18 protein-coding genes, 1 pseudogene and 1 riboswitch are annotated in these 22,061 nt (G+C 67.5%); of the genes and pseudogenes, 6 read left to right on the plus strand and 13 right to left on the minus strand.

Going from position 1 to position 22,061, the window contains the following annotated elements:
* Positions 1–106: 106 nt before the first annotated feature.
* The 8 genes from recN to tyrS all read right to left on the minus strand — a co-directional run bounded on the left by recN (position 107) and on the right by tyrS (position 7,651).
* The gene (gene recN / locus JO236_RS09190) at positions 107–1,852 is read right to left on the minus strand and encodes a DNA repair protein RecN (RefSeq protein ID WP_293327693.1); all 1,746 of its coding nucleotides are present in this window, start codon (positions 1,850–1,852) and stop codon (positions 107–109) included.
* A gap of 3 nt (positions 1,853–1,855) precedes the next feature.
* On the minus strand, positions 1,856–2,779 hold the full coding sequence (locus JO236_RS09195; RefSeq protein ID WP_293327696.1) for an NAD kinase: 924 nt from the start codon (positions 2,777–2,779) through the stop codon (positions 1,856–1,858).
* Complete coding sequence (locus JO236_RS09200) at positions 2,776–3,585, minus strand: TlyA family RNA methyltransferase (RefSeq protein WP_293327699.1); 810 nt, start codon at positions 3,583–3,585, stop codon at positions 2,776–2,778. Before JO236_RS09200 ends, JO236_RS09195 begins: the two co-directional genes overlap by 4 nt.
* A gap of 5 nt (positions 3,586–3,590) precedes the next feature.
* Positions 3,591–3,776: a hypothetical protein gene (locus JO236_RS09205; protein ID WP_293327702.1), complete on the minus strand. Its 186-nt coding sequence runs from the start codon at positions 3,774–3,776 to the stop codon at positions 3,591–3,593.
* A 23-nt stretch (positions 3,777–3,799) separates the two neighbouring features.
* The gene (locus JO236_RS09210; RefSeq protein ID WP_293327704.1) at positions 3,800–4,807 is read right to left on the minus strand and encodes an HAD-IIA family hydrolase; all 1,008 of its coding nucleotides are present in this window, start codon (positions 4,805–4,807) and stop codon (positions 3,800–3,802) included.
* A complete protein-coding gene (locus tag JO236_RS09215; RefSeq protein WP_416362200.1) occupies positions 4,808–5,602 on the minus strand; it encodes a tetratricopeptide repeat protein in 795 nt (264 codons plus the stop codon). It lies immediately after the preceding gene.
* 39 nt (positions 5,603–5,641) lie between these two features.
* Positions 5,642–6,001 (minus strand): DUF732 domain-containing protein, encoded by a 360-nt coding sequence (locus JO236_RS09220; RefSeq protein WP_416362202.1) that lies wholly within the window; start codon positions 5,999–6,001, stop codon positions 5,642–5,644.
* Between the two features lie 369 nt (positions 6,002–6,370).
* Positions 6,371–7,651, minus strand: a complete 1,281-nt coding sequence (gene tyrS, locus JO236_RS09225) for a tyrosine--tRNA ligase (protein WP_293327707.1) — start codon at positions 7,649–7,651, stop codon at positions 6,371–6,373.
* A gap of 164 nt (positions 7,652–7,815) precedes the next feature.
* Here tyrS and JO236_RS09230 point away from each other — a divergent pair, with 164 nt between their 5' ends.
* A complete protein-coding gene (locus JO236_RS09230) occupies positions 7,816–8,694 on the plus strand; it encodes a bile acid:sodium symporter family protein (protein ID WP_293327711.1) in 879 nt (292 codons plus the stop codon).
* Positions 8,695–9,093: 399 nt separating this feature from the next.
* On the opposite strand, the gene JO236_RS09235 is transcribed toward JO236_RS09230, so the two are convergent.
* Positions 9,094–9,711, minus strand: coding sequence for a DNA-3-methyladenine glycosylase (locus tag JO236_RS09235; RefSeq protein WP_293327713.1), 618 nt, complete (start codon positions 9,709–9,711; stop codon positions 9,094–9,096).
* A gap of 59 nt (positions 9,712–9,770) precedes the next feature.
* Between JO236_RS09235 and JO236_RS09240 the strand changes: the two genes are divergently transcribed.
* From JO236_RS09240 to JO236_RS09250, 3 genes are read left to right on the plus strand one after another with little or no spacing between them, the layout of a single operon-like run.
* Entirely contained in the window at positions 9,771–10,535 is a 765-nt protein-coding gene (locus JO236_RS09240) for an ABC transporter ATP-binding protein (RefSeq protein ID WP_293327716.1), read from the plus strand.
* The gene (locus JO236_RS09245; RefSeq protein WP_416362201.1) at positions 10,469–11,299 is read left to right on the plus strand and encodes an ABC transporter permease; all 831 of its coding nucleotides are present in this window, start codon (positions 10,469–10,471) and stop codon (positions 11,297–11,299) included. The genes JO236_RS09240 and JO236_RS09245 overlap by 67 nt, the downstream gene beginning before the upstream one ends.
* 1 nt (position 11,300) lies before the next feature.
* Entirely contained in the window at positions 11,301–11,924 is a 624-nt protein-coding gene (locus JO236_RS09250) for a TetR/AcrR family transcriptional regulator (protein ID WP_293327717.1), read from the plus strand.
* Here the strand turns inward: JO236_RS09250 and JO236_RS09255 are convergent.
* Both JO236_RS09255 and JO236_RS09260 read right to left on the minus strand, forming a co-directional pair.
* Positions 11,890–12,102, minus strand: a complete 213-nt coding sequence (locus JO236_RS09255) for a Trm112 family protein (protein ID WP_293327720.1) — start codon at positions 12,100–12,102, stop codon at positions 11,890–11,892. The genes JO236_RS09250 and JO236_RS09255 overlap by 35 nt on opposite strands.
* A complete protein-coding gene (locus JO236_RS09260; RefSeq protein ID WP_293327742.1) occupies positions 12,095–15,067 on the minus strand; it encodes an acyl-CoA synthetase in 2,973 nt (990 codons plus the stop codon). Before JO236_RS09260 ends, JO236_RS09255 begins: the two co-directional genes overlap by 8 nt.
* Positions 15,068–15,281: 214 nt before the next feature.
* On the opposite strand from JO236_RS09260, the gene JO236_RS09265 reads away from it, so the two are divergent.
* Positions 15,282–17,063 (plus strand): ABC-F family ATP-binding cassette domain-containing protein, encoded by a 1,782-nt coding sequence (locus tag JO236_RS09265; protein ID WP_293327723.1) that lies wholly within the window; start codon positions 15,282–15,284, stop codon positions 17,061–17,063.
* 178 nt (positions 17,064–17,241) lie between these two features.
* Here the strand turns inward: JO236_RS09265 and JO236_RS09270 are convergent, their stop codons facing one another.
* Entirely contained in the window at positions 17,242–18,957 is a 1,716-nt protein-coding gene (locus JO236_RS09270) for an NAD-binding protein (protein ID WP_293327745.1), read from the minus strand.
* A gap of 329 nt (positions 18,958–19,286) precedes the next feature.
* Positions 19,287–19,456, minus strand: a riboswitch (M-box (ykoK) riboswitch).
* Between the two features lie 120 nt (positions 19,457–19,576).
* Here JO236_RS09270 and JO236_RS09275 point away from each other — a divergent pair.
* The gene (locus tag JO236_RS09275) at positions 19,577–20,860 is read left to right on the plus strand and encodes a cytochrome P450 (RefSeq protein ID WP_293327747.1); all 1,284 of its coding nucleotides are present in this window, start codon (positions 19,577–19,579) and stop codon (positions 20,858–20,860) included.
* Here the strand turns inward: JO236_RS09275 and JO236_RS09280 are convergent.
* Positions 20,843–21,919 (minus strand): annotated as a pseudogene (locus tag JO236_RS09280) (type III polyketide synthase); the annotation flags it as partial. The gene JO236_RS09275 and the pseudogene JO236_RS09280 sit on opposite strands and share 18 nt — an antisense overlap.
* Between the last annotated feature and the right edge of the window lie 142 nt (positions 21,920–22,061).

A 22,061-nucleotide genomic window follows, 5' to 3' on the forward strand; every position in this document is an offset into this window, starting at 1 on the left:
ACTTTTCGGCGCGGGCCAGCTTGCGCGAAGGTGCACAGTTGTACGCCCGGCACGGCGTGTCCCTGTACCAACACGCACGGTCGCGGGTGGGAAGGGGAGTTGGGTTTTAGTTGCGGTCGTTCTGGGCGGTCTCGAGCAACTCCCGGGCGTGCGCGCGCCCGCTGTCGGACTCGCCGAGCCCCGCCAGCATCCGGGCCAGCTCGGCCACCCGGTCGTTGTCGGCGACCCTCCGCACCCCGCTGGCACCGTCGACGCTGTGCACCACGAGGTGGACGTCGGCGTACGCCGCGACCTGGGGCAGATGCGTGACCACGATGACCTGGTGAGTGCGCGCCAGCCTCGCCAGCCGCCGTCCGATCTGGACCGCCGCCCAACCGCCGACGCCGGCATCCACCTCGTCGAACACCATGGTCGTGCCCGCTGAGATCTTTCGAGACGCCGCCAGCACCACTTCCAGAGCCAGCATCACCCGGGACAGCTCACCCCCCGACGCGCTCTTGGCCAGCGGCAGTACCGTCATGCCGCGATGGGCCGCGAAGCCGAACTCGACCTCATCGATGCCGTCAGCTCCGACCCGAGCCAGCTCACCGGACGGCAACTGCAGCCCGGCGGGATCCTCGTGGCCGGCCAGGTCGGTGCTTACCCCGATGGTGAATTCGGCATCGGCCATCGCCAGGGCGGACAACTCCGCGGTGACCTCTTTGGCCATCCGCTTGGCCGCTTTGCGCCGGATTTTGCTGAGATCGACTGCGGCTAGGCATAATTCGCGTGCCAGCTCGTCGGTACGGCGTTCCAGCGCCGCCAGACTCTCTTCGGAGACGTCGAGTTGGGTCAGCCGGTCGCGCGATTGCTGCGCCCATTGCATAACCCCGTCGATGTCCGCGGCATACTTGCGGGTCAACGTGCGCAGCTGGGCCTGACGTGCCAGTTTGGCTTCCAAGGCGCTGGCGTCGGTCGGCAGCGCTTCGAGATAGTCGCCGAGTTCGCGGGCCGCGTCGACGACCACCGTCAAGGCCTCGTCGAGCTGTGCGGCCAAGGTGCGCAGCGCGGCGTCATCGGTCGATTCCAGTGCCGCCCTTGCCCTTCCCAAACCATTGGTGGCGCCGAATTCGTCGACGTCATCGGCTGACAGCGCGGCGCGTGCCGTCGCGGCGGCCTCACGCAGCGTGTCGAGTTCGGAGAGCCGGACAATGTCGGCGACGAGCGCGTCGTCCTCCCCCGGTTGCGGGTCGACGGCGTCGATCTCGTTGAGCGCGAACTTCAGTCGGTCGGCCTCCTGAGCGAGTTCGCGTGCGCGGTCGCGACGGTCGATGAGGTCGCGGCGCGCCGTTAGCCAGGCGTCGCGCAGCTTGCGATACCGCTCCAACGCGGGGCCGGTCGCCGCGAAACGGTCCAGCGCGTTGCGTTGTTCCTCTGGGCGCATCAGCCTGAGCTGATCGTTCTGACCGTGCAGCGTGAGCAGTTCGGCGGTGAAACCGCTCAGCGACTTGGCCGGCACGCTGCGCCCGCCCAGGTAGGCGCGTGATGGCCCGTCGCGGCTGACCGATCGCAGCGCGATCACTGAGCCGTCCTCGTCGCGCTCTGCTCCCGACGCGTCCAGCATCGCGTCCAGTTGCGCGACCGCATGGCCATCGAAATCGGTTGTGGTGAAACGACCTTCGACGACAGCGCGCTCGGCGCCGGACCGGACCCGGGTGGCGTCGGCTCGAGCGCCGCCGAGCAGGTGCAGGCTGGTCACCACCATGGTCTTGCCGGTGCCCGTCTCGCCGGTGAGAACGGTCAGGCCGCGATCGAACTCGGCGGTCGCGACGCTGATCGCACCCAACGATTCGATGCGTATCTCAGATAGCACAAGTTACTTCCCGCGCCAACCCGTCACCGGCAACCGGAACTTGCGCACCAGCCGGTCGGTGAACGGCGCGCTGTCCAGCCGTGCCCACTCCACCGGGGTACCACAACGGATCACCTCGAGCCGGCTGCCGGCCGGTACCACCATTTCGCGGCGACCGTCGCAGAAAACGAGGGCGTCGTGACCGTCCGCCTCGATCTCGATGGCGATGGTGGCATCGGGACTGGTGACCATCGGGCGGCCGAACAGCGCGTGAGCGTTGTTGGGTACCACCAGGATCGCTTCCAGATCCGGCCACAGCACGGGGCCGCCCGCGGAGAAGGCGTAGGCGGTGGATCCAGTCGGCGTGGACACCAGCACCCCGTCGCAGCCGAACGCGGACACCGGCCGTCCGTCGATTTCGACGACCACCCCGAGCACGCCGAGTCGCGGGCCCTTCTCCAGGCTGACTTCGTTGAGCGCCCATCCCTGCGCGATCACCCGGCCCTTAACGCGTAGCACGACGTCCAGCGTCAGGCGTTGCTCGACCCGATAGTCATGCGCGACAACGTGTTCGAGCACCAGGTCGATGGCCTCAGCCTCGGCCTCGGCCAGAAACCCGATCCGGCCCAGGTTCACCCCGAGCACCGGAATGCCGGCGTTGCGGGCCAGTTCGGCCGCGCGCAGGAAGGTGCCGTCGCCGCCCAGCACGAGCACCAGTTCACAACCGTCGGCGGCGTGTGGGTCGGCGTCGACCACCTCGATTCCGACGCCCATCGCACGCACGTCGCCGGGCGAGAGGTGCAAGGATCCCCTGTCGACCGCTTCGGCAGAGAGCACCCGCAGCGCAATTCCGTTGTCGCTGAGGACCTTCTGTACACGGCGTGCGGTTTCGGTAGCTTCGTCTCGGCCGGTGTGCACGACCAACAGGATGGTGCGCTCGGCGTTCATCGCGGGCCCTCGCTAACGGCCCGCTGGACGGCAGCCTGCAGCGTGCTACCGGTCATTGGCTGATTTGCCCGGGCGCGCAGCCAGAGGAAGTACTCGACGTTGCCCGACGGGCCCGGCAGTGGGCTGGCCGTCACCCCCACGGTGTGCCAACCCAGCTCGCCGGCGCGGCGGGCGACGGCGAGCACCGCGTCGCCGCGCAGCCGCGGGTCATGCACCACCCCGCCGGCGCCGACGTGGCCCCTGCCTACCTCAAACTGCGGCTTCACCATGGGAACGATATCCGCGTCCCGCGAAGCGCACGCAATCAGCGCGGGCAACACCGTTGCCAGCGAGATGAACGACAGGTCGGCGACCACCAGGTCGACGGGGCCGCCGGTCGCCTCGGGCGACAGGTCCCGCACGTTGGTCCGTTCGACGACAATGACCCGCGGATCGCAGCGCAGCGACCAGGCCAGCTGGCCGTAGCCCACATCGGCGGCCACCACTTCGAGCGCTCCGCGGTCCAGTAGCACTTCGGTGAAGCCGCCCGTCGACGCGCCGGCGTCCAGGCAGCGACGGCCCAGGACGGGGATCCCGAAGGCGTCCAGCGCGCCGATGAGTTTGTGCGCGCCGCGTGACACCCAGGCACGCTCGGCGTCGGCGGCGACCGTCAGGGCGGCGGTGACGGCGACGGCGGTGCTCGGCTTGGCCGCGGGCATGCCGTCGATGCTCACTTTTCCCGCTCCGATCAGCTCCGCGGCCTGCTGGCGGGATCGCGCCAGGCCGCGCCGGACCAGTTCGACGTCAACGCGGGCACGCCGTGCCACTGCGCTCAGCCCTTCTCCGCCGACTCCAGGGCCTGCAAAAGCACGTCATGCGCCTCAGAAAGACGGCGTGCTATCTCTTCGAGCTCGGCGAGAGACGGTCCCTTCCCGGCGTCGACCGGATGGGCCGGATCCGGCAGCTGGGCCAGCAGCGCGTCGATTTCGGCACGAATTTGGACGGGATCAATAGTCATTGAGTCCATACGGTAGTCACCCGCTAGTCGTCATGCAGCAGCGACCAGCGGTCCAGCGCGTCACGGGCCCGCTCGTCGCCGGCCTCGATCCGCGGGGGCCGGCCGTCGGCCCCGGCGTCCCACACCGCGCTGGCAACGGCGCGGACGACAGAAAGCCCATCTCCTTGCGCACCTTGGCCGCGCACTCGCACAGCGTCGGCACTGACGTCAACCTGCCAGTCGTCCTGTGAGCCCACCGCGAGCAGCGCGCCGTCCTGGTGCAGTGCACGCAAATCGTGGCCGATATATGTGGGCCGCCGAGCAGGCTCGGCGTACACGGCCTCGCGCGCAGTGCTGACGCCGGTGAGCACCATCAGGCTGGGCAACCCCGCGGCGTTGGCCCCTTCGATATCGGTGTCCAGGCGGTCACCGATGACCAGTGGCGCCTGGAAGTCGCCGCGGGCCACCGCATCGGCCAGCAGCTGCGGGCCGGGTTTGCCGGCTACCTGAGGCTCGGCACCGGTAGCGGCGCGCAACGCCGCCACCAGGGAACCGTTGCCTGGCAACAGACCGCGCTCGGTGGGCAACGTCGGGTCGATGTTGGCCGCCACCCAGACGGCGCCGGCGCGGATCGCCAACGCGGCCTCGGCAAGCTCCGGCCAGCCGACGGTCAGCGAAAGGCCTTGGACCACCGCGTCGGGCTGGTCGTCAAAGCGCCGCACCGGTCGCAGCCCGACCGCGCTGATTTCGTCGGCCAGCGCTTCGGTGCCTACGACCAGCACCTTGGAACCGGGCGCCAGCCGATCGGCCAGCAGATGCGCCGCGCTCTGCGCGCTGGTGACGACGTCCTCGTCGGCCGCGGTGAAGCCGAGTTCGCGCAGGTGCGCGGCGACCTGGTCGGCGCTGCGCGACGCGTTGTTGGTGACGAACAGCTTGCGGCTGTCGACGCGGGCCAACGACTGGATCGCGCCGTCGGTGGGCTCACGGCCGCGAAAGACCGTGCCGTCCAGGTCGATCAGCAAGCAGTCATATTGCTGCGCAAGCGTTTTCATTCAGCCCAGCTCGCTGACGCGATCTTCGGCGTCGGTGACGCCTTCGACGTCCGCGGCGGCCGACCGCAGAAACCACCGCAGCGCCTCCTCGTCGCGGCCCAGCGCCAGCAGCGTGTCGGCGTAGGCATAGAACAACCGCGCCGCTGTCGAGCCGGTGCGGTGCGGATCAAGCTGCGGCGTCGACAACACGATCAGAGCCTGTTCCAGCTGGCCAAGATCCGCGCGCGCGCCGGCGGCGACAATGCGTAACTCGTCGGCATCGTCGCCGGTGAGCTGGGCCGCCTCGGGGCCGCGGGCAAGTTCGATCGCCCGCTGCGGACGGCCCAGACCACGTTCGCAATCGGCGATCAGCGCCAGCAACTCAGACTTGCTACCCATCCTGCGGGCCGCCCGCAATTCGGAGAGTGCCTGACCCCAATCACCGCACTGATAGGCCGCGATCCCGACGGCCTCCCTGATCGCTGCGATCCGGCTGGCGCGCGCCCGGGCCGCACGCGCATGATCCAGCGCGGCTTGCGGGTCGTCGTCGATCAGCTGGCCCGCGGCCACCAGGTGGCGCGCGACCGCGTCGGCGGTGACACGGTCCAGGGTGCTCAGTTCGCGCCGAACCTCCGGCGCCAATTGCCTGGCGTCAATATCCGCTGGTATCCGGGGTCCCGCGTCGGGTGGATCGTCGCCGTTGGCCGCCGCGTTTTTCGGTTGGACTGGCCGCGCGCGGCCCGGACCGGACCAGGGAATGTCGCGTCGGGAGCGCGATCGTCGCTCAGCACCGCGATCCTGCCTGTCATCGACCACTCGTTAGAGGGTACGGCCTCCCTCGTGTGCCCTCAGCCCCTATGCCTGCAGCCGGTTGGGCAACAACGGCGCAATGATCGCCGGACAGTAGGTCGCAATCGCGATGATGGTAAACACTTTCGCCTTGTCGCGGGACAGTCCATTGCCCTCGGCCATTTTGGACGCGACCCCGTCGAATGATGCTCCCGGCTGGACCACCATAGGGCACACCGATTGACCCAACGCGGTGGCGCTGGTCGCTTGGTTGTACGAGATGCCGGCATTGGTCAGGGCGGTGAGAAACGCATTGCCCATCATGTCGGCCTGTATCGGCGGCGCCGCCAACATCGCGGCGGTCGCCGCCACACTCACGCTCACCGTCAGGAAGCCCACCGCGACCATCCGCTTGCCCCCCGGCATTATTCGCCAGTCACCGAACCGAACCAAGTGCGCTGTCATCTACCATTTCTCATCCGTTGGCCGCTGCAGACGCGGGCGTTTCAGGCGCTGTGACAACAGTGCTCAACGCGGGTCACATCGACAACACGGGGCGGTAAATGTTTGCGCACTAACGCGTTTTGTGACAGTACCGCGCGGCCAAGCGGTAGTAACGCCGGTTGTCCTCCGATCGGAGGAATTCCTACCGCACCTACCCGTCCAGGGGATAGCGGGCCGGCCCGCCCTTGCCGCGACTAGAGCGCATCGCACATACAGACGTCAGCGGGAGCCTCGTCGGCCCTCCCCCACGACATGCGTCCCGCTGAGCTTTGCCGGACCTTCGACATCACGTTAAACCCGCTGTATCCCAGCGATATTGCGCTTGCCACGCCGCAGCACCAGCCAACGGCCGTGCAGATAATCCGAAGGCCTGGGCGCCCACTCTTCGTTTTCGATGCGGGCGTTGTTGACGTAGGCGCCACCTTCGCCGATGGTGCGCCGCGCGGCTTTCCGGCTCTCGGACAGGCCGCTGGCCACCAGCAGGTCGACGATCCCGTCGGGTTCGCCGGGTTTCAGTTCGGCGACCGCCGTCTCGCGCAGTGCCGCCCCGAGCGTCGCGTCGTCGAGGCGGGACAACTCTCCCTGTCCGAACAGCGCCCGGCTGGCATGTTCGACGGCTTCGGTGGCCGCCTCACCGTGCACCAGGGTGGTGAGCTCGGCGGCGAGCCGCCGTTGCGCGGCACGCTGCTGCGGGCGTTCGGCCGTCGCCCGCTCGAGCTCGGCCAGGTCGTCGGCGGACAGGAAGGTGAACCACCGTAGATAGCGGATCACGTCGGCGTCGGCGGTGTTGACGAAGTACTGGTACCAGGCGTACGGGCTGGTCAGCTGCGGATCCAGCCAGAGGCTGCCACCGCCGGTGGACTTGCCGAACTTGGTGCCATCGGCGGCCGTCACCAGCGGCACGGTGAGCGCATGCACTGTGGCGCCGAGCTTTTGGCGCACCAGGCGCACCCCGGCGATGATGTTGCCCCACTGGTCCGAGCCGCCGATCTGCAGTGTGCAGCCGTGCCGTTTGTGCAATTCAACGTAATCGTTGGCCTGCAGCAGCATGTAACTGAATTCGGTGTAGGAGATGCCCTCGCCCTCCAGCCGGCGGCGGACGGTGTCGCGGTCGAGCATCACGTTGACCGAGAAGTGCTTACCGACGTCGCGCAGGAATTCGATGGTGGACATGCCGCGGGTCCAATCGAGGTTGTTCTCGATGATGGCTCCGGTGGGCGAGGCCCCAGATTCCGAGAAGTCGACGAAGCGCTTCAGCTGACCGCGGATGCGATCCGTCCAGTCGGCGACGGTGTCGGCCTCGTTGAGACTGCGCTCGCCGATTTCGCGCGGGTCACCGATCATGCCGGTGGCCCCGCCCGCGAGCACGATCGGCCGGTGGCCGGCCTGCTGGAAACGGCGCAATCCCAACAGCGGCACCAGGTGTCCGGCGTGCAGGCTTGGCGCGGTGGGGTCGAAGCCGGCGTACACGGTCATCGGTCCCCGCTGCGCCTCGGCGGCCAGCGCATCGAGATCGGTGGACTGCGCGATCAACCCGCGCCAGCGCAGCTCGTCGAGGATTCGAGAAGACATCGCGCACGACTCTAGTCGCAGCGCCCCGGCGATTCGTTCACGATGATCCTGGATGGCTTGCGCGCGGCCGGCGCAGCCGTAAACTAGCGTTGCTGTTATATTAAGACAAGCTAATTACCAGGCGCATCGGCGCGCCATCTGCGCACCCAAGACCGTGGAGCGTTATGCAAAACCAATTCTTTCCTCTCGTCGTCGTGGCGGTCATGCTGGCGCTGGGTTTGACGCTCACAATTGCCGACTTCCGGCGCGCCGCTACCCTGCGCCGCCCACTGCTGGTGGCGCTGATCTGTCAATCTTTGCTGCTGCCGGCCTTATGCCTGCTGATCGCCGAAGCCCTCCACCTCGCCCCGAATCTGGCGGTTGGGTTGATGCTGATGGCCGCCACCCCGGGCGGAATGCTGGCGAACGTGCTCAGTCATCTGGTTAACGGGGACCTGGCGCTCAATCTCACGCTGACAGCGATCAACGCCGTGCTGTCGATCTTCGCCATACCCGCGATATTGGCGGTTTCGCTGACTTGGTTCGTCGGCGAAGGCCGGTTCATCCCATTGCAATTCGACAAATTCTTCGCGGTGTTCGCACTTGTGCTGATCCCTACCGCGGTCGGCGTCGCCGTACGCCACCGCTTTCCCGAGCTGGCCCGGCGATTGCAAAACCCGATCAGAATCGCCGCGGCGGTGCTGATGGTGATCGCCGTCGTCGCCGGGTTCGCCGGAGGCCAGGCGACGGTATGGAAGAACTTCGGCGTGCTGAGCGCGGCGGTCATCTCCTTCTGCACGGTCAGCCTGACGGTGGGCTATCTCGTGCCACGCCGGATGCATCTCGCGCCACGTCAGGCCATCGCCGTCAGCCTGGAGATCGGACTGCACAACGCCGTGGTGGCCGTGGGGCTCGCCCTGAGTCCACAACTGCTGAACAACACCGAAATGGCGACCCCCGCCGCGGTCTACGGCGTCCTGGCACCCTTTATTGCCTTGACGTTCGTGTTCGCTGTGCGCCGCCTAGACCCCGGGTATCGGAACCTCTCCCGCTCGGCCGTCTAGCGGCGATCGCAAGAGCGGCGAAGCCGGTCGCAAGAGCGGCGAAGCCGGTCGCAGCGGGTCGCCGCCATCAGCCCCGCGGCGATCGCAAGAGCGGCAAAGCCGCTCGCAGCGGGAAGTCACGGCGAGATCCAGGCGCGATTTTCGCCCAGAGAACACGCTCGGCGAGGGGCGCGCAGATGGCCGCACCGTGGGCACGCCGAGCGTGAAGTGAGGGCGAAAATCGGGCCCGATTTTCGCCCAGAGAACACGCTCGGCGAGGGCGCGCGGCCGGCCGCCCAGGGGGCGCGCGGCTGTCCGCCCCGTGGCCGCCCCTGGCCGTGCGGATGGCCGCCCCGTGGCCGCCCCCTGGCCGCGCGGCCGGCCGCCCCCCTGGCCGCACCGTGGGCGCACAGAGCGGACCTAGTCGCTGGCGCCGGGTGCGGGTGCCCGCGGACTGCGCCGGTACCCAGACACCTCGGGGCGGCCGGCCAGCCACAGTCGCCAGGGCCGATCGGCGGCCTGGCTGATCCCGACGCGCGGGCCCGCTACCGCGCCGTGAGCCTCGTTGAGCCGCAATCGCAGCCTTACCGGGCTGCGTCGACCAAACAGGTCAATCCCGTTGTCGTCCATGGTGATTCCGAGTGCCGAACACAGGTTTCCCGGGCCACGCGCCAGCGCGACGGGACGGATCGCCGCACCGCGCCTGGTCTGCGCGAGGTCGATGCCCTCCTCGATGACGGCCGCGCGCAGCAACACGGCGGCGGCAACGCCGTCGGGCCCGCAGACGACGTTGGCGCACACGTGGATCCCATGGCTGCGATAGACGTAGAGCCGTCCGGGGGGACCGAACATCACCGCGTTGCGGCCACCGAGACCGCGGTAGGAATGCGCGGCGGCGTCGGGCCAGGGGCCGTCCGGGACCCCGCCGTACGCCTCGACCTCGACAACCATGGCGCTCACGCCACGCCCCGTGAGGGTGGCGCCCAGCAGTCGACGCGCGGCCGAAATCGGATCAGCTGTCAATTGCTCGGCGCCCACCGCACAGATTCTGCACTCCGGCTCTTGACAATCCTTCGCCAGGGGCAGATATTCATCACATGATGACTTCATCATCGGATGAATTACGGTCGGGCGACGGCGAGCCGGCCGTCAGCATCACCAACTTGCGGGTGATTCGCGGTAAACGGCCAGCGCTGCAGGACTTTTCGGTGGACATCGGCCGGGGCGCCATCACTGGCCTGCTGGGGCCCTCCGGTTGCGGCAAGAGCACGTTGATCCGCTGCATCGTCGGCACGCAGATCGTTACATCCGGCAAGGTCACGGTGCTCGGCCGGCCTGCCGGCTGCGCGGCCTTGCGCCACCGCGTGGGATACCTCCCCCAGGACCCGACCATTTACAACGATTTGCGGATCATCGACAACGTCCGCTACTTCGCCTCGCTCTACGGTTTCGACGCCGCCGCCGCCGACAGTGCCATCCAGCGAGTCGGCCTGACCGAGCACCGAACCGCCTACTGCGGCAACCTGTCCGGCGGCCAGCGCACGCGGGTCTCGCTGGCGTGCGCACTGGTTTGCCAACCCGAGCTGCTGGTGCTCGACGAACCCACGGTGGGTCTGGATCCCGTTCTGCGAGTAGACCTTTGGCAACAGTTTACCGAGCTGGCCCGCGCCGGGACCACGCTGCTGGTCTCCAGCCACGTGATGGACGAGGCCGACCACTGTGGTGATCTGCTGCTGCTGCGGGAAGGCCATCTGGTTGCCCACACCACCCCGTCCCAACTACGAGAGGACACCGGATGCACGTCGCTGGAGGAAGCGTTCCTGTCCATCATCAAACGCACCATAGAGCGCCGAGCCGGGTAGGGCTGCAGGGGTCGCTGAAGCCGTACGTCGCCAGCACCGCGCGGATTCTGCGGCAGCTCGCCGCGGATCACCGCAGTGTCGCGATGATCCTGCTGGTGCCGGTGCTGGTCATCACGCTGATGTATTTCATGTTTGAAAACGCCCCACATCGCCCCGGTACGCCGACGCCGTTCAACAACACCTGCCTGATCCTGCTGGGGCTGTTTCCGCTGTTTCTGATGTTCATCATCACGTCGATAACGATGCAGCGCGAGCGCGCCTCGGGCACGTTGGAGCGGATCTTGACCACTCCGCTGCGGCGACTCGATCTGCTACTCGCCTATGGAACCGCGTTCTCGGCTGCCGCGGCCACCCAAGCTGTCCTGGCTTGCATCGTGTCGTTTTGGTTGCTCGGCTTCGACACCGCGGGCAGCCCGGTCTGGGTTTTCGTGATCGCGATCGTCAACGCGGTGTTGGGCGTTGGGCTGGGCTTGCTGTGTAGTGCGTTCGCGCGCACCGAGTTTCAGGCCGTTCAGTTCATCCCGTTGGTGATGGTGCCGCAGTTGCTGCTGGCCGGCATCATCGTGCCTCGGGCCGCGATGCCGCACTGGTTGCAACTGATCAGCGATGCGCTGCCGGCCAGCTACGCGCTCGAGGCCTTGCAGCAGGTCAATACTCACCCGGAGCTGACCGGCACGGCAGTGCGCGACATCGTCGTCGTGCTGGGTTTCGCCCTCGCGTCGTTGTGTTTGGCCGCAGCCACGCTGCGGCGACGGACACCGTAGCGTGTCCGGTACCAAGGTCGCGCGCCGGCGCCCCGGCCGGCCCGCGGGATCCTCCGACAGCCGCGATCGCATCCTGGCCAGCGCGCGAGAACTGTTTGCGCGCAACGGGATTGACCGGACCTCAGTGCGGGCTGTGGCCGCTGGAGCGGGTGTGGACGCCGCCCTTGTGCACCACTACTTCGGCACCAAGCAGCAGCTTTTCGCGGCCGCAATCCACATCCCGATCAATCCGATGGACGTTCTGGTGCCCCTGCGGCAGATACCGGTCGAGCAGCTGGGCTACACGCTGCCGTCGGTGTTGCTGTCGCTGTGGGATTCCGAGATGGGCGCGGGGTTGATTGCCACGCTGCGGTCCCTACTGGTCGGCGACGAAGTGAACTTCGTGCGGTCCTTCATCCAGGAGATCATCGTGGCCGAGGTGGGTCCGCGTGTCGACACACCGCCAGGGACTGGCGCGCTGCGCATCCAATTCGTCGCGTCGCAGATCATCGGCTTGGTGTTGGCGCGCTACATCGTGAAGATTGAGCCGTTCGCCTCGCTACCGGCCGAACAGGTCGCGCGGACCATCGCACCAAACCTGCAGCGCTACCTCACGGGGAAGCTGCCGGAGGGGCTTGTGCCATGAGCTTGGCGTGCTCGTCGTCGTCGACGTCGCGGGCCTCGTCGACGAGCAGCACCGGGATGTCGTCGTCGATGCGATAGGCGCGGCGCAATCGCGGGTTGTAGAGCAAGTTGCCGATCAGCAGCAGCGGACCTCGGTCGGCCGGACACACCAGGATGTTCAGCAGTGCCTCGTCAACCATTGGTGGGCTCGCCGGTCAGCTCGCCGTATACCGCGGGGGTCAGCTTGCGAAACTCGTTGCTGGTTGGGTCCAAAGACCAGCTGTGCCGCCCGGGTTTGGGAATGCCCGCCGCTCGCAGCGCACTGACCGTGGGCCGGCAGGTCGCGCTGAGCGTCAAGTCCGAGACCACGTGGACGACGTCGGGCCCCAACCCCACGGGCATGGCGGCCACCGCTTCGGTCAGGTCGGCGGCGGTGATGCTGGCTCCCGGCAGCAGCGTCAGCGCCGACACCGCGACCTGACGGTCACCCACCGACACCCCGTAGGTCACCGCGAGGTCGACGCCGTTGATCAGGCCGAGCGCGTCGCTGACCGGCTCGGCGTAGACCATGCCGCGTGCTGTATGCACCTCCGAACCGCGCCGGCCCGCCAGCCAGTAGTCGCCGTCGTGGTCACGCCAGAACAGGTACTCGGTCGATATCCAGGTGTCCGCCGGCGCGAACACCCCACGTTTCACCGCCGCGGTCGGGTCGATCGGACCGCTGGACTGCGCCAGCAGCACCCCGATCTGGTCGACGTCGGCAACGTCGACGAAGCCGCGGTCGTTCTCCAGGATCAGGTCGTGCTCGGCGTCGTAGGCAGCCAGCTCCACCCGTCCCGCGCCGGGCAGCGGCCGGCCCTTGCTGCCGACCTTGGCCCCTGCCACGTTGGCCAGCACCGCCTGCCCGTCGGTGGTGGCGAAGAACTCGACGACGTGGGCGGGGGCGAACGCCTCGACCACCCGTCCCCACAAGCCGGTCGGCATACCCGAGCCGATGAACAACCGCACCGGATGGTTTCCGTGCAGCACGAAGGCCGGATCGTCGACGACTTCGCGCAGCATGGCCCAGGTGTAGGACACCACGGTCACGCCGTATTGCCGTACCTCCTGGACGAACCGGTCCGGGCGCAGGCCGCGCGACAATGCGATGCGGGTTCCGCCGACGACCGCACCGCCCAGGCTGACCAGTAACGCGGACTCGTGGTACAGCGGCGTTAGGCAGTACACCGTGTCTTTGCGGTCCAGACCCGCCGCCGACGCGGTGCCGAACGCGGAGACCGCCCAGCGGTAGTTGGTGATCTGCTTGGCGGTCAGCTCGCCGCCGACCGCGCTGAACGCGATGAACGCCAGGTCACGCGCCAGTCCCGGGTTTCGCCGATACCACGCCGGCAGCGCGACGGCCTCCGGGTCGATCTGTTCCATGTCGATCACTTGGTTTTGTTGCAAGGCGTCGTCGGGCAGATGCAGATCGCGCGTCTCCCCGCCGCCCAGCACCAAGACGTGCCCGGGCAGCTGCCGCGCGGCGTCGAGGTGGGTGGGGTCGGTGATGATCTCACTGACTCCCCCGAGCCGCACCTGCGCCGCCAGGTCGGCGTCGGGCCGCGTCACCACCGCGATCGCGCCAAGCCGGGACAGCGCGGCGATTGCGACCAGCGCGCTGGGCCGGGTCTCCATCAGGACGCCCACCCGGTCGCCCTGCCGGACCCCGACCTCGATCAGGCCGCGAACGACGTTGTCGATGCGCCGGTTGACCGCCTCGTAGGTGTGCACCCGCCCGTCGAACAAGAGGAATTCGCCCTTCGGGGCGTCGTGGGCCTGCTCCTCGATGATGCGGCCCAGCGATATCCGGGTGTGGTCGTTGAGCTGTCCCAAGCGGACCAGTCGCGGCAGGGTACGGACCGTCTCGACGGCCATGGTGCGCATCGACTTGTTGGCCGTGACGACGGCCCCGGCCGCGCCGCGCGCCAGCGCCAGCGCCGCTTCGGAAACCTCCCCAATGCTGTGGACGATCCGGGAGCTGAACGCGACGCCGCTGTCGGTGTGCTGCTCGGGCTGATCGGCCATCAGGTCGATGCTGTTGGGCTTGTCGCCCCCGGCAGAAATCCAGCTCACCCATTCGGCGACCGTGGGCCAGCTCTCGTGGGCAGCCTTGGTGCCGACCACCAGACCGAAATGACCTGCCCGGATGGGGCGTTCGTAGACCTCGGCGTTGGGCGCCGCGCGCCGGATGCCGCGCACGGATGCGGGCTGGCCGATGTCGTCGACCTCGCCGACGAACGCCAGGACGGGGCAGGTGATGTCGGTGAGCGTCACCATCTGCCCGTTGATGGCAAAACCGCCGGTCATCATTCGGTTGTGTGCGATGAACTGTTTGAGCAGCTCGGAGATGGCCGGGCCGGACCAGGCGATCCAGCCTTCGGACTCGAGGAATCGGCGCTGCTGTTCGCGCGGCAGCAGCGCCTCGCGGTCGTGTAGTTGTCGCACGAAGTCCACCCTGGCCTTCGCGGTTTTGAGCGGGTCCAGCATCTGAAAACCGGTGCGCGCCAACCAACTTGGCACGTTCAACCGATTGAAGACGTGATCGGCCATGAAATCGGCCATGGCGGGAGCCAGGTTCGCCGGCAGGCCCATGGGCAGCGCGGCCAGGGTGTCCACCGGGGAACCGAACGTCACGATGCTCGCGAGGTTCTTCGAGCGCCGATACGCCGCGACCTGATAGCACCACATCCCGCCCTGCGAGTAGCCGACCAGGTGCACGTCGTGGCCCGTGGCGTCCTTCACCGTGTCGATCGCCTGATCGAGCGCGACGATGTGGTCGGCCAGGGTGCGCTGCATGCCGCCCTCGACCTTGTCGGGTGAGCCGAAGTCGATAACCCACGGATCCAGGCCGCTGGCGTGCAGGATGCCCACCGCGCCGTCCCCGCGGGTGACATCCCACATATCCGCCGACATCATCATCGGGTGCACCATCAGCACCGGCTGACCCGCTTTTGCCTGCCCGGACCGGCCGCCCGGCGGGAAGTACCGTCGCAGCTTGTACATCGGTACGCTCTCGACGACCTGCGACGGCGAGGGCACGCTTTCGGTTTCCAGGCCCCCCAGTCGCAGGACTTCCAGTCCGTTCTGCGCCGTGGCCACCAGGCGCTCCACCGGCCGCGTGACCATCGAAAAGTTCAGCTCCACCGCCACTCCTGACGCGCACACCTTGACAGCCTGGCAATCATGGCACACCGGCGTTTCGCCCGGTTTTGATCAGGCGATTGCCGGCGCGACGGGCGCTCACCGCCACCGCGTCGAGATTGCCGTGAGGGCTGTGATTTCGGCCGGATCACGACCGTGGCGGCAATCTCGCTGACTGTTGATCGGTAGCTTTGGCCGGGTGGCGCACCTCCTCGGGGCCGAGGCCGTCCACCTGGCATATCCGACCCAGGTGGTGTTCGAGTCGGTCTCCCTCGGCGTCAACGACGGCGCGCGCATCGGCATCGTGGGCCGTAATGGGGACGGCAAGTCCACGCTGCTGGGCCTGCTCATCGGTCAAGTGCGACCGGACTCCGGACGGGTCACTCGGCGCAGCGGGTTGCGGGTCAGCGCGCTGAGCCAGGCCGACACCCTGGACCCCGGCCGCACCGTGGGCTGGACGCTCGTCGGCGACCAACCCGAGCACCAGTGGGCCGGCGACCCGCGGGTGCGTGACGTGGTGGCCGGCCTGGTATCCGATATCGATTGGGGTGCAACGGTTTCCACGCTCAGCGGGGGTCAGCGGCGACGGGTGCAGCTGGCTCAACTGCTGATGGGCGAATGGGACGTGATCGCTCTCGACGAGCCGACCAACCACCTCGACATCGAGGGCATCACCTGGCTGGCCGGGCACCTGCGAGAGCGCTGGGCCCGTAACACCGGCGGCCTGTTGCTGGTCACCCACGACCGGTGGTTCCTCGACGAGGTCGTCACCACCACCTGGGAGGTGCACGACGGGATCGTCGAACCATTCGAAGGCGGCTATGCGGCATACGTGCTGCAGCGCGTCGAGCGCGACCGGCAGGCCGCGACGGCCGAGGCCAAGCGGCAAAACCTGATGCGCAAGGAGCTGGCCTGGCTGCGCCGGGGTGCACCGGCCCGGACGTCGAAACCCAGGTTCCGCATCGAGGCCGCCAACCAACTGATCGCCGACGTGCCACCGCTGCGCAATGGCGTGGAGTTGGCCAAGCTCGCGACCGCGCGGCTGGGCAAGGACGTCATCGACCTGCTCGACGTGTCGGTCTCATTCGAGGGGCGCCCGGTGCTGCGCGACGTCGAATGGCGGATCGCCCCGGGCGAACGCACCGGCATCGTCGGGGCCAACGGCGCCGGCAAGTCGACGCTGCTGGGACTGATCGCCGGCACGGTGCAGCCGGATACCGGGCGCGTGAAGCGCGGCAAGACCGTCCGGCTGGCGGTGCTCGACCAGCTGGGCGACGAGCTGGCGGCGATGTCCGGCGACCGGATAGCCGACGTGCTGGGCAGGCTGCCGGGCGACTATGAGGTCGAGGGCCGCGAGGTCACCCCCGCCCAGCTGCTGGAGCGCCTCGGCTTCGCCCGTGGCCAGCTGTCCGCGCGGGTCGGTGAACTCTCCGGCGGTCAGCGGCGACGGTTGCAGCTGATGCTCGCGCTGCTGTCCGAGCCGAACGTGCTGCTGCTCGACGAGCCGACCAACGACGTGGACACCGACATGTTGACCGCAACGGAGGACCTGCTCGACTGGTGGGCGGGCACGTTGATCGTCGTCTCACACGACCGGTATCTGCTCGAACGTGTCACCGACCAGCAGTACGCGATCCTCGATGCCACGCTGCGACACCTGCCCGGCGGCATTGACGAATACCTGCGGCTGGCCGCCCGGCCGGTGCGCACGGCCGAGACGGGTCGACAATTAGCGCCCGCCGAGCCGCCAGCGATGTCCGGCGCGCGGCGGCGGGCAGCGGAAAAGGAGTTGGCCTCCATCGATCGTCAGCTCGCGCGCCTCGCCGACCGGATCGCAGCCAAGCACACCGAACTCGCCGGCGAGAGTGAGTCTGGGGATCACGTTGCCCTGACCCGGCTGACCGAAGAGTTGCGGGCCCTGGAAGACGAGGTCGCCATAACGGAGAGCCGGTGGTTGGAACTGTCGGAAATACTCGAGTAGGCAACTGTCACATCGACCGATCCGACGCAGCACACGCAACAGAGTGAAACGTGTGGCCGGCGTGGGTTCGAGCGCCACCGCGGCGAAAGGCACCTACCCGCAGGTCACCGAGTTGGCTGAGCCGACGGCAAGACCGCCGGTTCGGTTCGTCGCCTGCCGCGCAACACGCCTGAACCGTTTAAAGCGTGGCCTCGCGCGCGGGCTGAGTGCCGAGGCCGGGCTCACAGACCCGCCGCGCCTTGCGCAGCGTGTCCAGCAACTCCCGGTACGGGCCCACCAGATAGGCGGTGTCCCCGGCGCGCAGGTGTGTGTCTCGGCGTGGGTGCAGCGTGACCGGTTCATCCTGCCGGGTAATGGCGATCACGCGGGTTTGGGTGGACATTTCGAACATGCGCAGCCCGTCGAGTTCGCTGCCCGCCTCCACATGCATCGCGCCGACCATGAACGACCTCTGCCCAATCGAAAACGTCCCCAGGACGTCCAGACCCATGGCGGCGCCGATGAACCACGGCGCGGCCAGGTCGACGGTCGAGCGAACGTTTTCGAAACCGAACCGCTGTGCCACCGCAAACCCTAGTTCGCGGTCGTAGATCCGCAGAACGAATGGAGCCCCGGGCCCGTCGAGCGTCATCGCGGGACCGTACATTTCGTGCAGCACGATCCCGGTCTCGATGTTGACCATGTCGTCCTGGGTCAGTACCGCCACACCGCGGGCCCGCTCGATGCCAGCCGATTCGAGCGTCTGCTCCATGGTGGCGTCCCCGAAGATCACCGGCACGCCGAGTTCGGCCGCGACCGGCAGGAAGGGGTTTTCGTCGTCCTGCTCGATGACAGCGACGTCATACCCGGCGGCGGTCAGCTCACTGACCACCCGAATCCCGACGGAGCCCAGTCCCACGACCACGACGTGATCGCGGAGATGGCGCACCCGCCGCATTCCCGACGAGTGCACAAAACGCCGCGACAGCAGCAGGTCAGCGATGAACGCAATGAGGACCGCGGTGGTGGTCATGCCGGCGAACATCAACACGACACTGAACATTCGCAACCAGGTGGGCTGTTGAGCGAAGCTGAAGTCGCCGTAACCCACCGTCGTGATCGTCTCGGCGCTGAAATACATCGCGTCGAGCCACGTCATCCCCGGGGGACGCTGGTAGCTGAAGCGCAACATGATCGTCGAGCCGATCATTAGCGCCATCCCGATCGCCGACGCGGGATAAAACGCCGGGTTGACGTCATCACGCGCGGTGCGCACCGCGTCGAGCACACGCCGCAGCAGGTGCCAGCGCGATCGCGTCAGACTCGGACCGGGGCCCTTGATGCCGTTGGCCGTCAGCTCTTCGGCAGTGCCGATCATCGCCGTCCAATCACCGGCATGCACCGTCAGGTCGCGGCCGGGGCAGACCACGATTTCGCCGGAGGCCGGAGAGTTCTCGCCGCGGATCACCGCCACCGGGGCCAGGTCGCCGTGCAGTTCGCGCAGAGTCGCCTCACGCGGCACCTCGCTGCCCCAAACGGAGAATTTGATGCCGGCGGCTTCGAAGGGGTGGGTAGCGCTCGACAGGCACGCCTCGACGACGGACGGCGCCGCCAGATCCGCGACATCCAGGATCGCCCCTTGCCCGTTGTTGGCGGCCATCGCACCCCGCACCACATCGTTGTCCAGCCTCACTACGACGCGCACGTCAGGATTGGCTCTCCTTGCCAACAGGGCGATTTCGAGATTCGTCGCGTCGTCGTCCCCGGCGCAGACCACGGCGAAGGCCTTGGCAATCCCGGCGCCGGCAAGCTCGGTGGCGGCGAGCTTGACCACCCGCGCACCCGCGTTCTTCAGCTCCTCGACGATCGTCGTCGCCAACGCGTCGTCGCCGCTGACGATGACATGGCGATCCAGGCGGAAATCGGCGTCGTCGAGGTCGTCGAACGCTTCGACTTCGTCCAGGTCGTCGAAGCCGACGTCGCGAACGCTCCACCAGGGTTTTGCTACATGCATGATAAACACCCATTCCTGCTGCACTGATGTCGAATCGGGGATCGACCCTGCGCGCCTGGCGGTATCTGAGGTAGCTAGCGCGAAACGGCGGCGCGGGGGACCGATTTGCGGCAAACGGTTTTCGGATGAGGACTGTCGCTTGGACTGTTCGCGCCCATCGGGCCCTCACCTCCTTGCCGCCGGGACACGCGCGGGTGTCGTCGTTTGTGCCGCAGGCACGGGTGTGAGGACTTACACCTCTCTCGTCAGAGCTTCGGCACTGCACGACGTATCCGGAAGCCCGGAAGCCACTTTGGCTCAACCCTTAAGCCGGGAAGAGCTGTCCTGACCCGGGGCGTCTTTCGACGTTCGGGGTCAGTGGCCTTTGTTCGCGCAGACGCCTCACCTAGCGAGGTGCTTGCTGTGCCCCATAATGACTGTCCAAGCGTTGCAAGTCAATCCGATCGGTGGGCGGTGCCACCGGGTGGCCGTCGGGTAGTGTCGGAGCCGAAACGCCATGAGCAAACACCCATATCGGACGGTGGCTTACCGACCCGGCGAAGCGCTGCTCGGGCTGTACCGCCGGCGGGGAGCGGTGATCAACTCCGGCATCGGCCGCTACGGCTACACCTATCTGCTCGGCGCCGAGGCGAACAAGTTCGTGTTCGCTAACGCCGACGCGTTCAGTTGGCAAGAGACGTTTGACACCCTCGCTCTGGTCGACGGGCCGACCGCGTTGATCGTCAGTGACGGTGACGATCATCGGCGCCGGCGCAGCGTGGTGGCCCCCGGCCTGCGGCACCGACAGATCCAGGATTACGTCCAGACCATGGTGGCGAAGGTCGACGCCGTGATCGACGGCTGGCAGCCCGGCCAGCGGCTGGATGTCTACCGACAGCTCCGCTCCGCGGTGCGGCGCAGCACCGCGGAAAGTTTGTTCGGCTCGCGCCTGGCCGCCTATTCCGACCTCCTTGGCGAACAGCTGCAACCCCTGCTGGACCTGACCCATCAGCTCCCCCCGCTGGTCCACCTGCAGCGCCGGCTCAACGCTCCCGGTTGGCGGCGGGCGATGGCCGCCCGCCGGCGCATCGACGACCTCGTCGACGCCCAGATCGCCGACGCGCGCGCCCATCCGAGACCCGACGACCACCTGCTGACCATGCTGATCGACGGCCGCGGTGAGGAGGGTTATGCGCTCAGTGACAACGAGATTCGCGACCAGATCGTTTCGCTGATCACCGCCGGTTACGAGACCACCAGCGGCGCGCTGGCGTGGGCCGTCTATACGTTGCTGACGCTTCCCGGCGCGTGGGAGACGGCGGCCGGCGAGGTAGATCGAGTGCTAGGTGGCCGGGCGCCGGTCGCGGCGGACCTCGACGCGCTCACCTATCTGAATGGCGTTGTGCACGAGACACTTCGGCTGTATTCGCCGGGTGTGGTCTCGGCTCGCCGCGTGATGCGCGACCTGCGGTTCGACGGCCACCGGATCCGGGCGGGACGACTGCTGGTGTTCAGCGCGTACGTAACCCACCGGCTCCCCGAACTCTGGCCCGAGCCAACCGAATTCCGCCCGCAGCGCTGGGACCCCGACGCGCCGGGCTACCGGAAACCGGCCCCGCATGAATTCATCCCGTTCAGCGGGGGTTTGCATCGCTGCATCGGGGCGGTGATGGCCACCGTCGAGATGACCGTCATGCTCACCCGGCTGCTCACCCGGACCACGCTGCGCTTGCCGCCTCAGCGCCTGCGGGCCGGAAATTTCGCCGCGCTGTCCCCGCGGCCGGGTCTGACGGTCGAAGTCAGACGGTTAGCGCCAACTCAGTAGCACCAGTTCCGAACAGAATCCGGGACCCATCGCGAGCATCAGCCCGGCACTCCCGGCGGGCGGCTTCTTGGCGATCGTGTCCCGCAGGATATGCAGCACCGACGCCGAGGAGAGGTTGGCGATCTCGCCCAGCGAGCGCCACGTCAGCTCGAGTGCGTCCGAGGGCAGCTCGAGGCTGTCGCTGATCGCGGTGATGACCTTGGGTCCGCCGGGGTGGCTCACCCAGGCGGCGATGTCGTCCTTGGTCAGACCGTGGGTGCTCAGGAACGAGTTGACGTCGTCGGGCAGGTAGCGCTCAATGAGTGTGGTCAGCTCCGGAGAAAGGCGCAACTGAAGGCCGTGCGAACCTACGTCCCAGCCCATGATGTGCAGCGATTCGGGATAGAGCCGGCTACACGAGTCGATGATGTCGGGCCCGCTGGCGCGAACCTGTTCGGCGCGGTTGGCGCCGACGGCCACCACCGCGGCCGCGCCGTCGCCGAACAACGCGGTGCCGATCAGGCCTGACACCGTGGGCTTGACCGCCGGGTAAGTCAGCGAGCAAAGCTCGACCGACAGCAGCACCGCGACGTCGTTCGGCGCTCCGCGCAGGTAGTCGTGCAACCGGGCTACCCCTGCCGCCCCGGCCACGCAGCCCAGGCCGAACAGCGGCATCCGGCGCACGTCGGGACGCAGGCCGACGCGCTCGGCGATTCGGGCGTCCAACGACGGCACCGCCACGCCGGTGACCGTGGTGGTGGCGATCATATCGATGTCCTGAGGCTGCAAGCCGGCTTCCTCGAGCGCACCCGTCAGCGCCTCAATGCCAAGCTCGACGGCCTTCTCGATAAAGATCTCGTTGGCTTCGCCGAAGTCGGTCAGCGACGGATACCGCTCCAACGGCAGGACAAAGTGACGACTGTTGACCTTGGCGGCCTTGTGCAGGCGCCGAACGATCTGTTCGTGCTCCTTCAAGCCGGGGAACTCGACGAACTGGTCGGTGACCTCGCTCTGGGTATAGCGATGCGGTGGCAGCGCACCGAACACACCTGCGATGACGCTCATGCCCCTGCCTCTGTGGTTCTGCTGTGTAGTTTGTGCTGGTACGGAATCCCCTTGGGTAAAAGCTTATGCGGCACGGCGCGGTCCCGCAAAGTCCCAGTTATTCAACACCTGTCGTATTTTCTTCTTACTGATGTAGCCGTAATTGAGTCTGCCAGAT

The sequence above is a fragment of the Mycobacterium sp. genome (assembly GCF_019247635.1).
Classification (GTDB): domain Bacteria; phylum Actinomycetota; class Actinomycetes; order Mycobacteriales; family Mycobacteriaceae; genus Mycobacterium.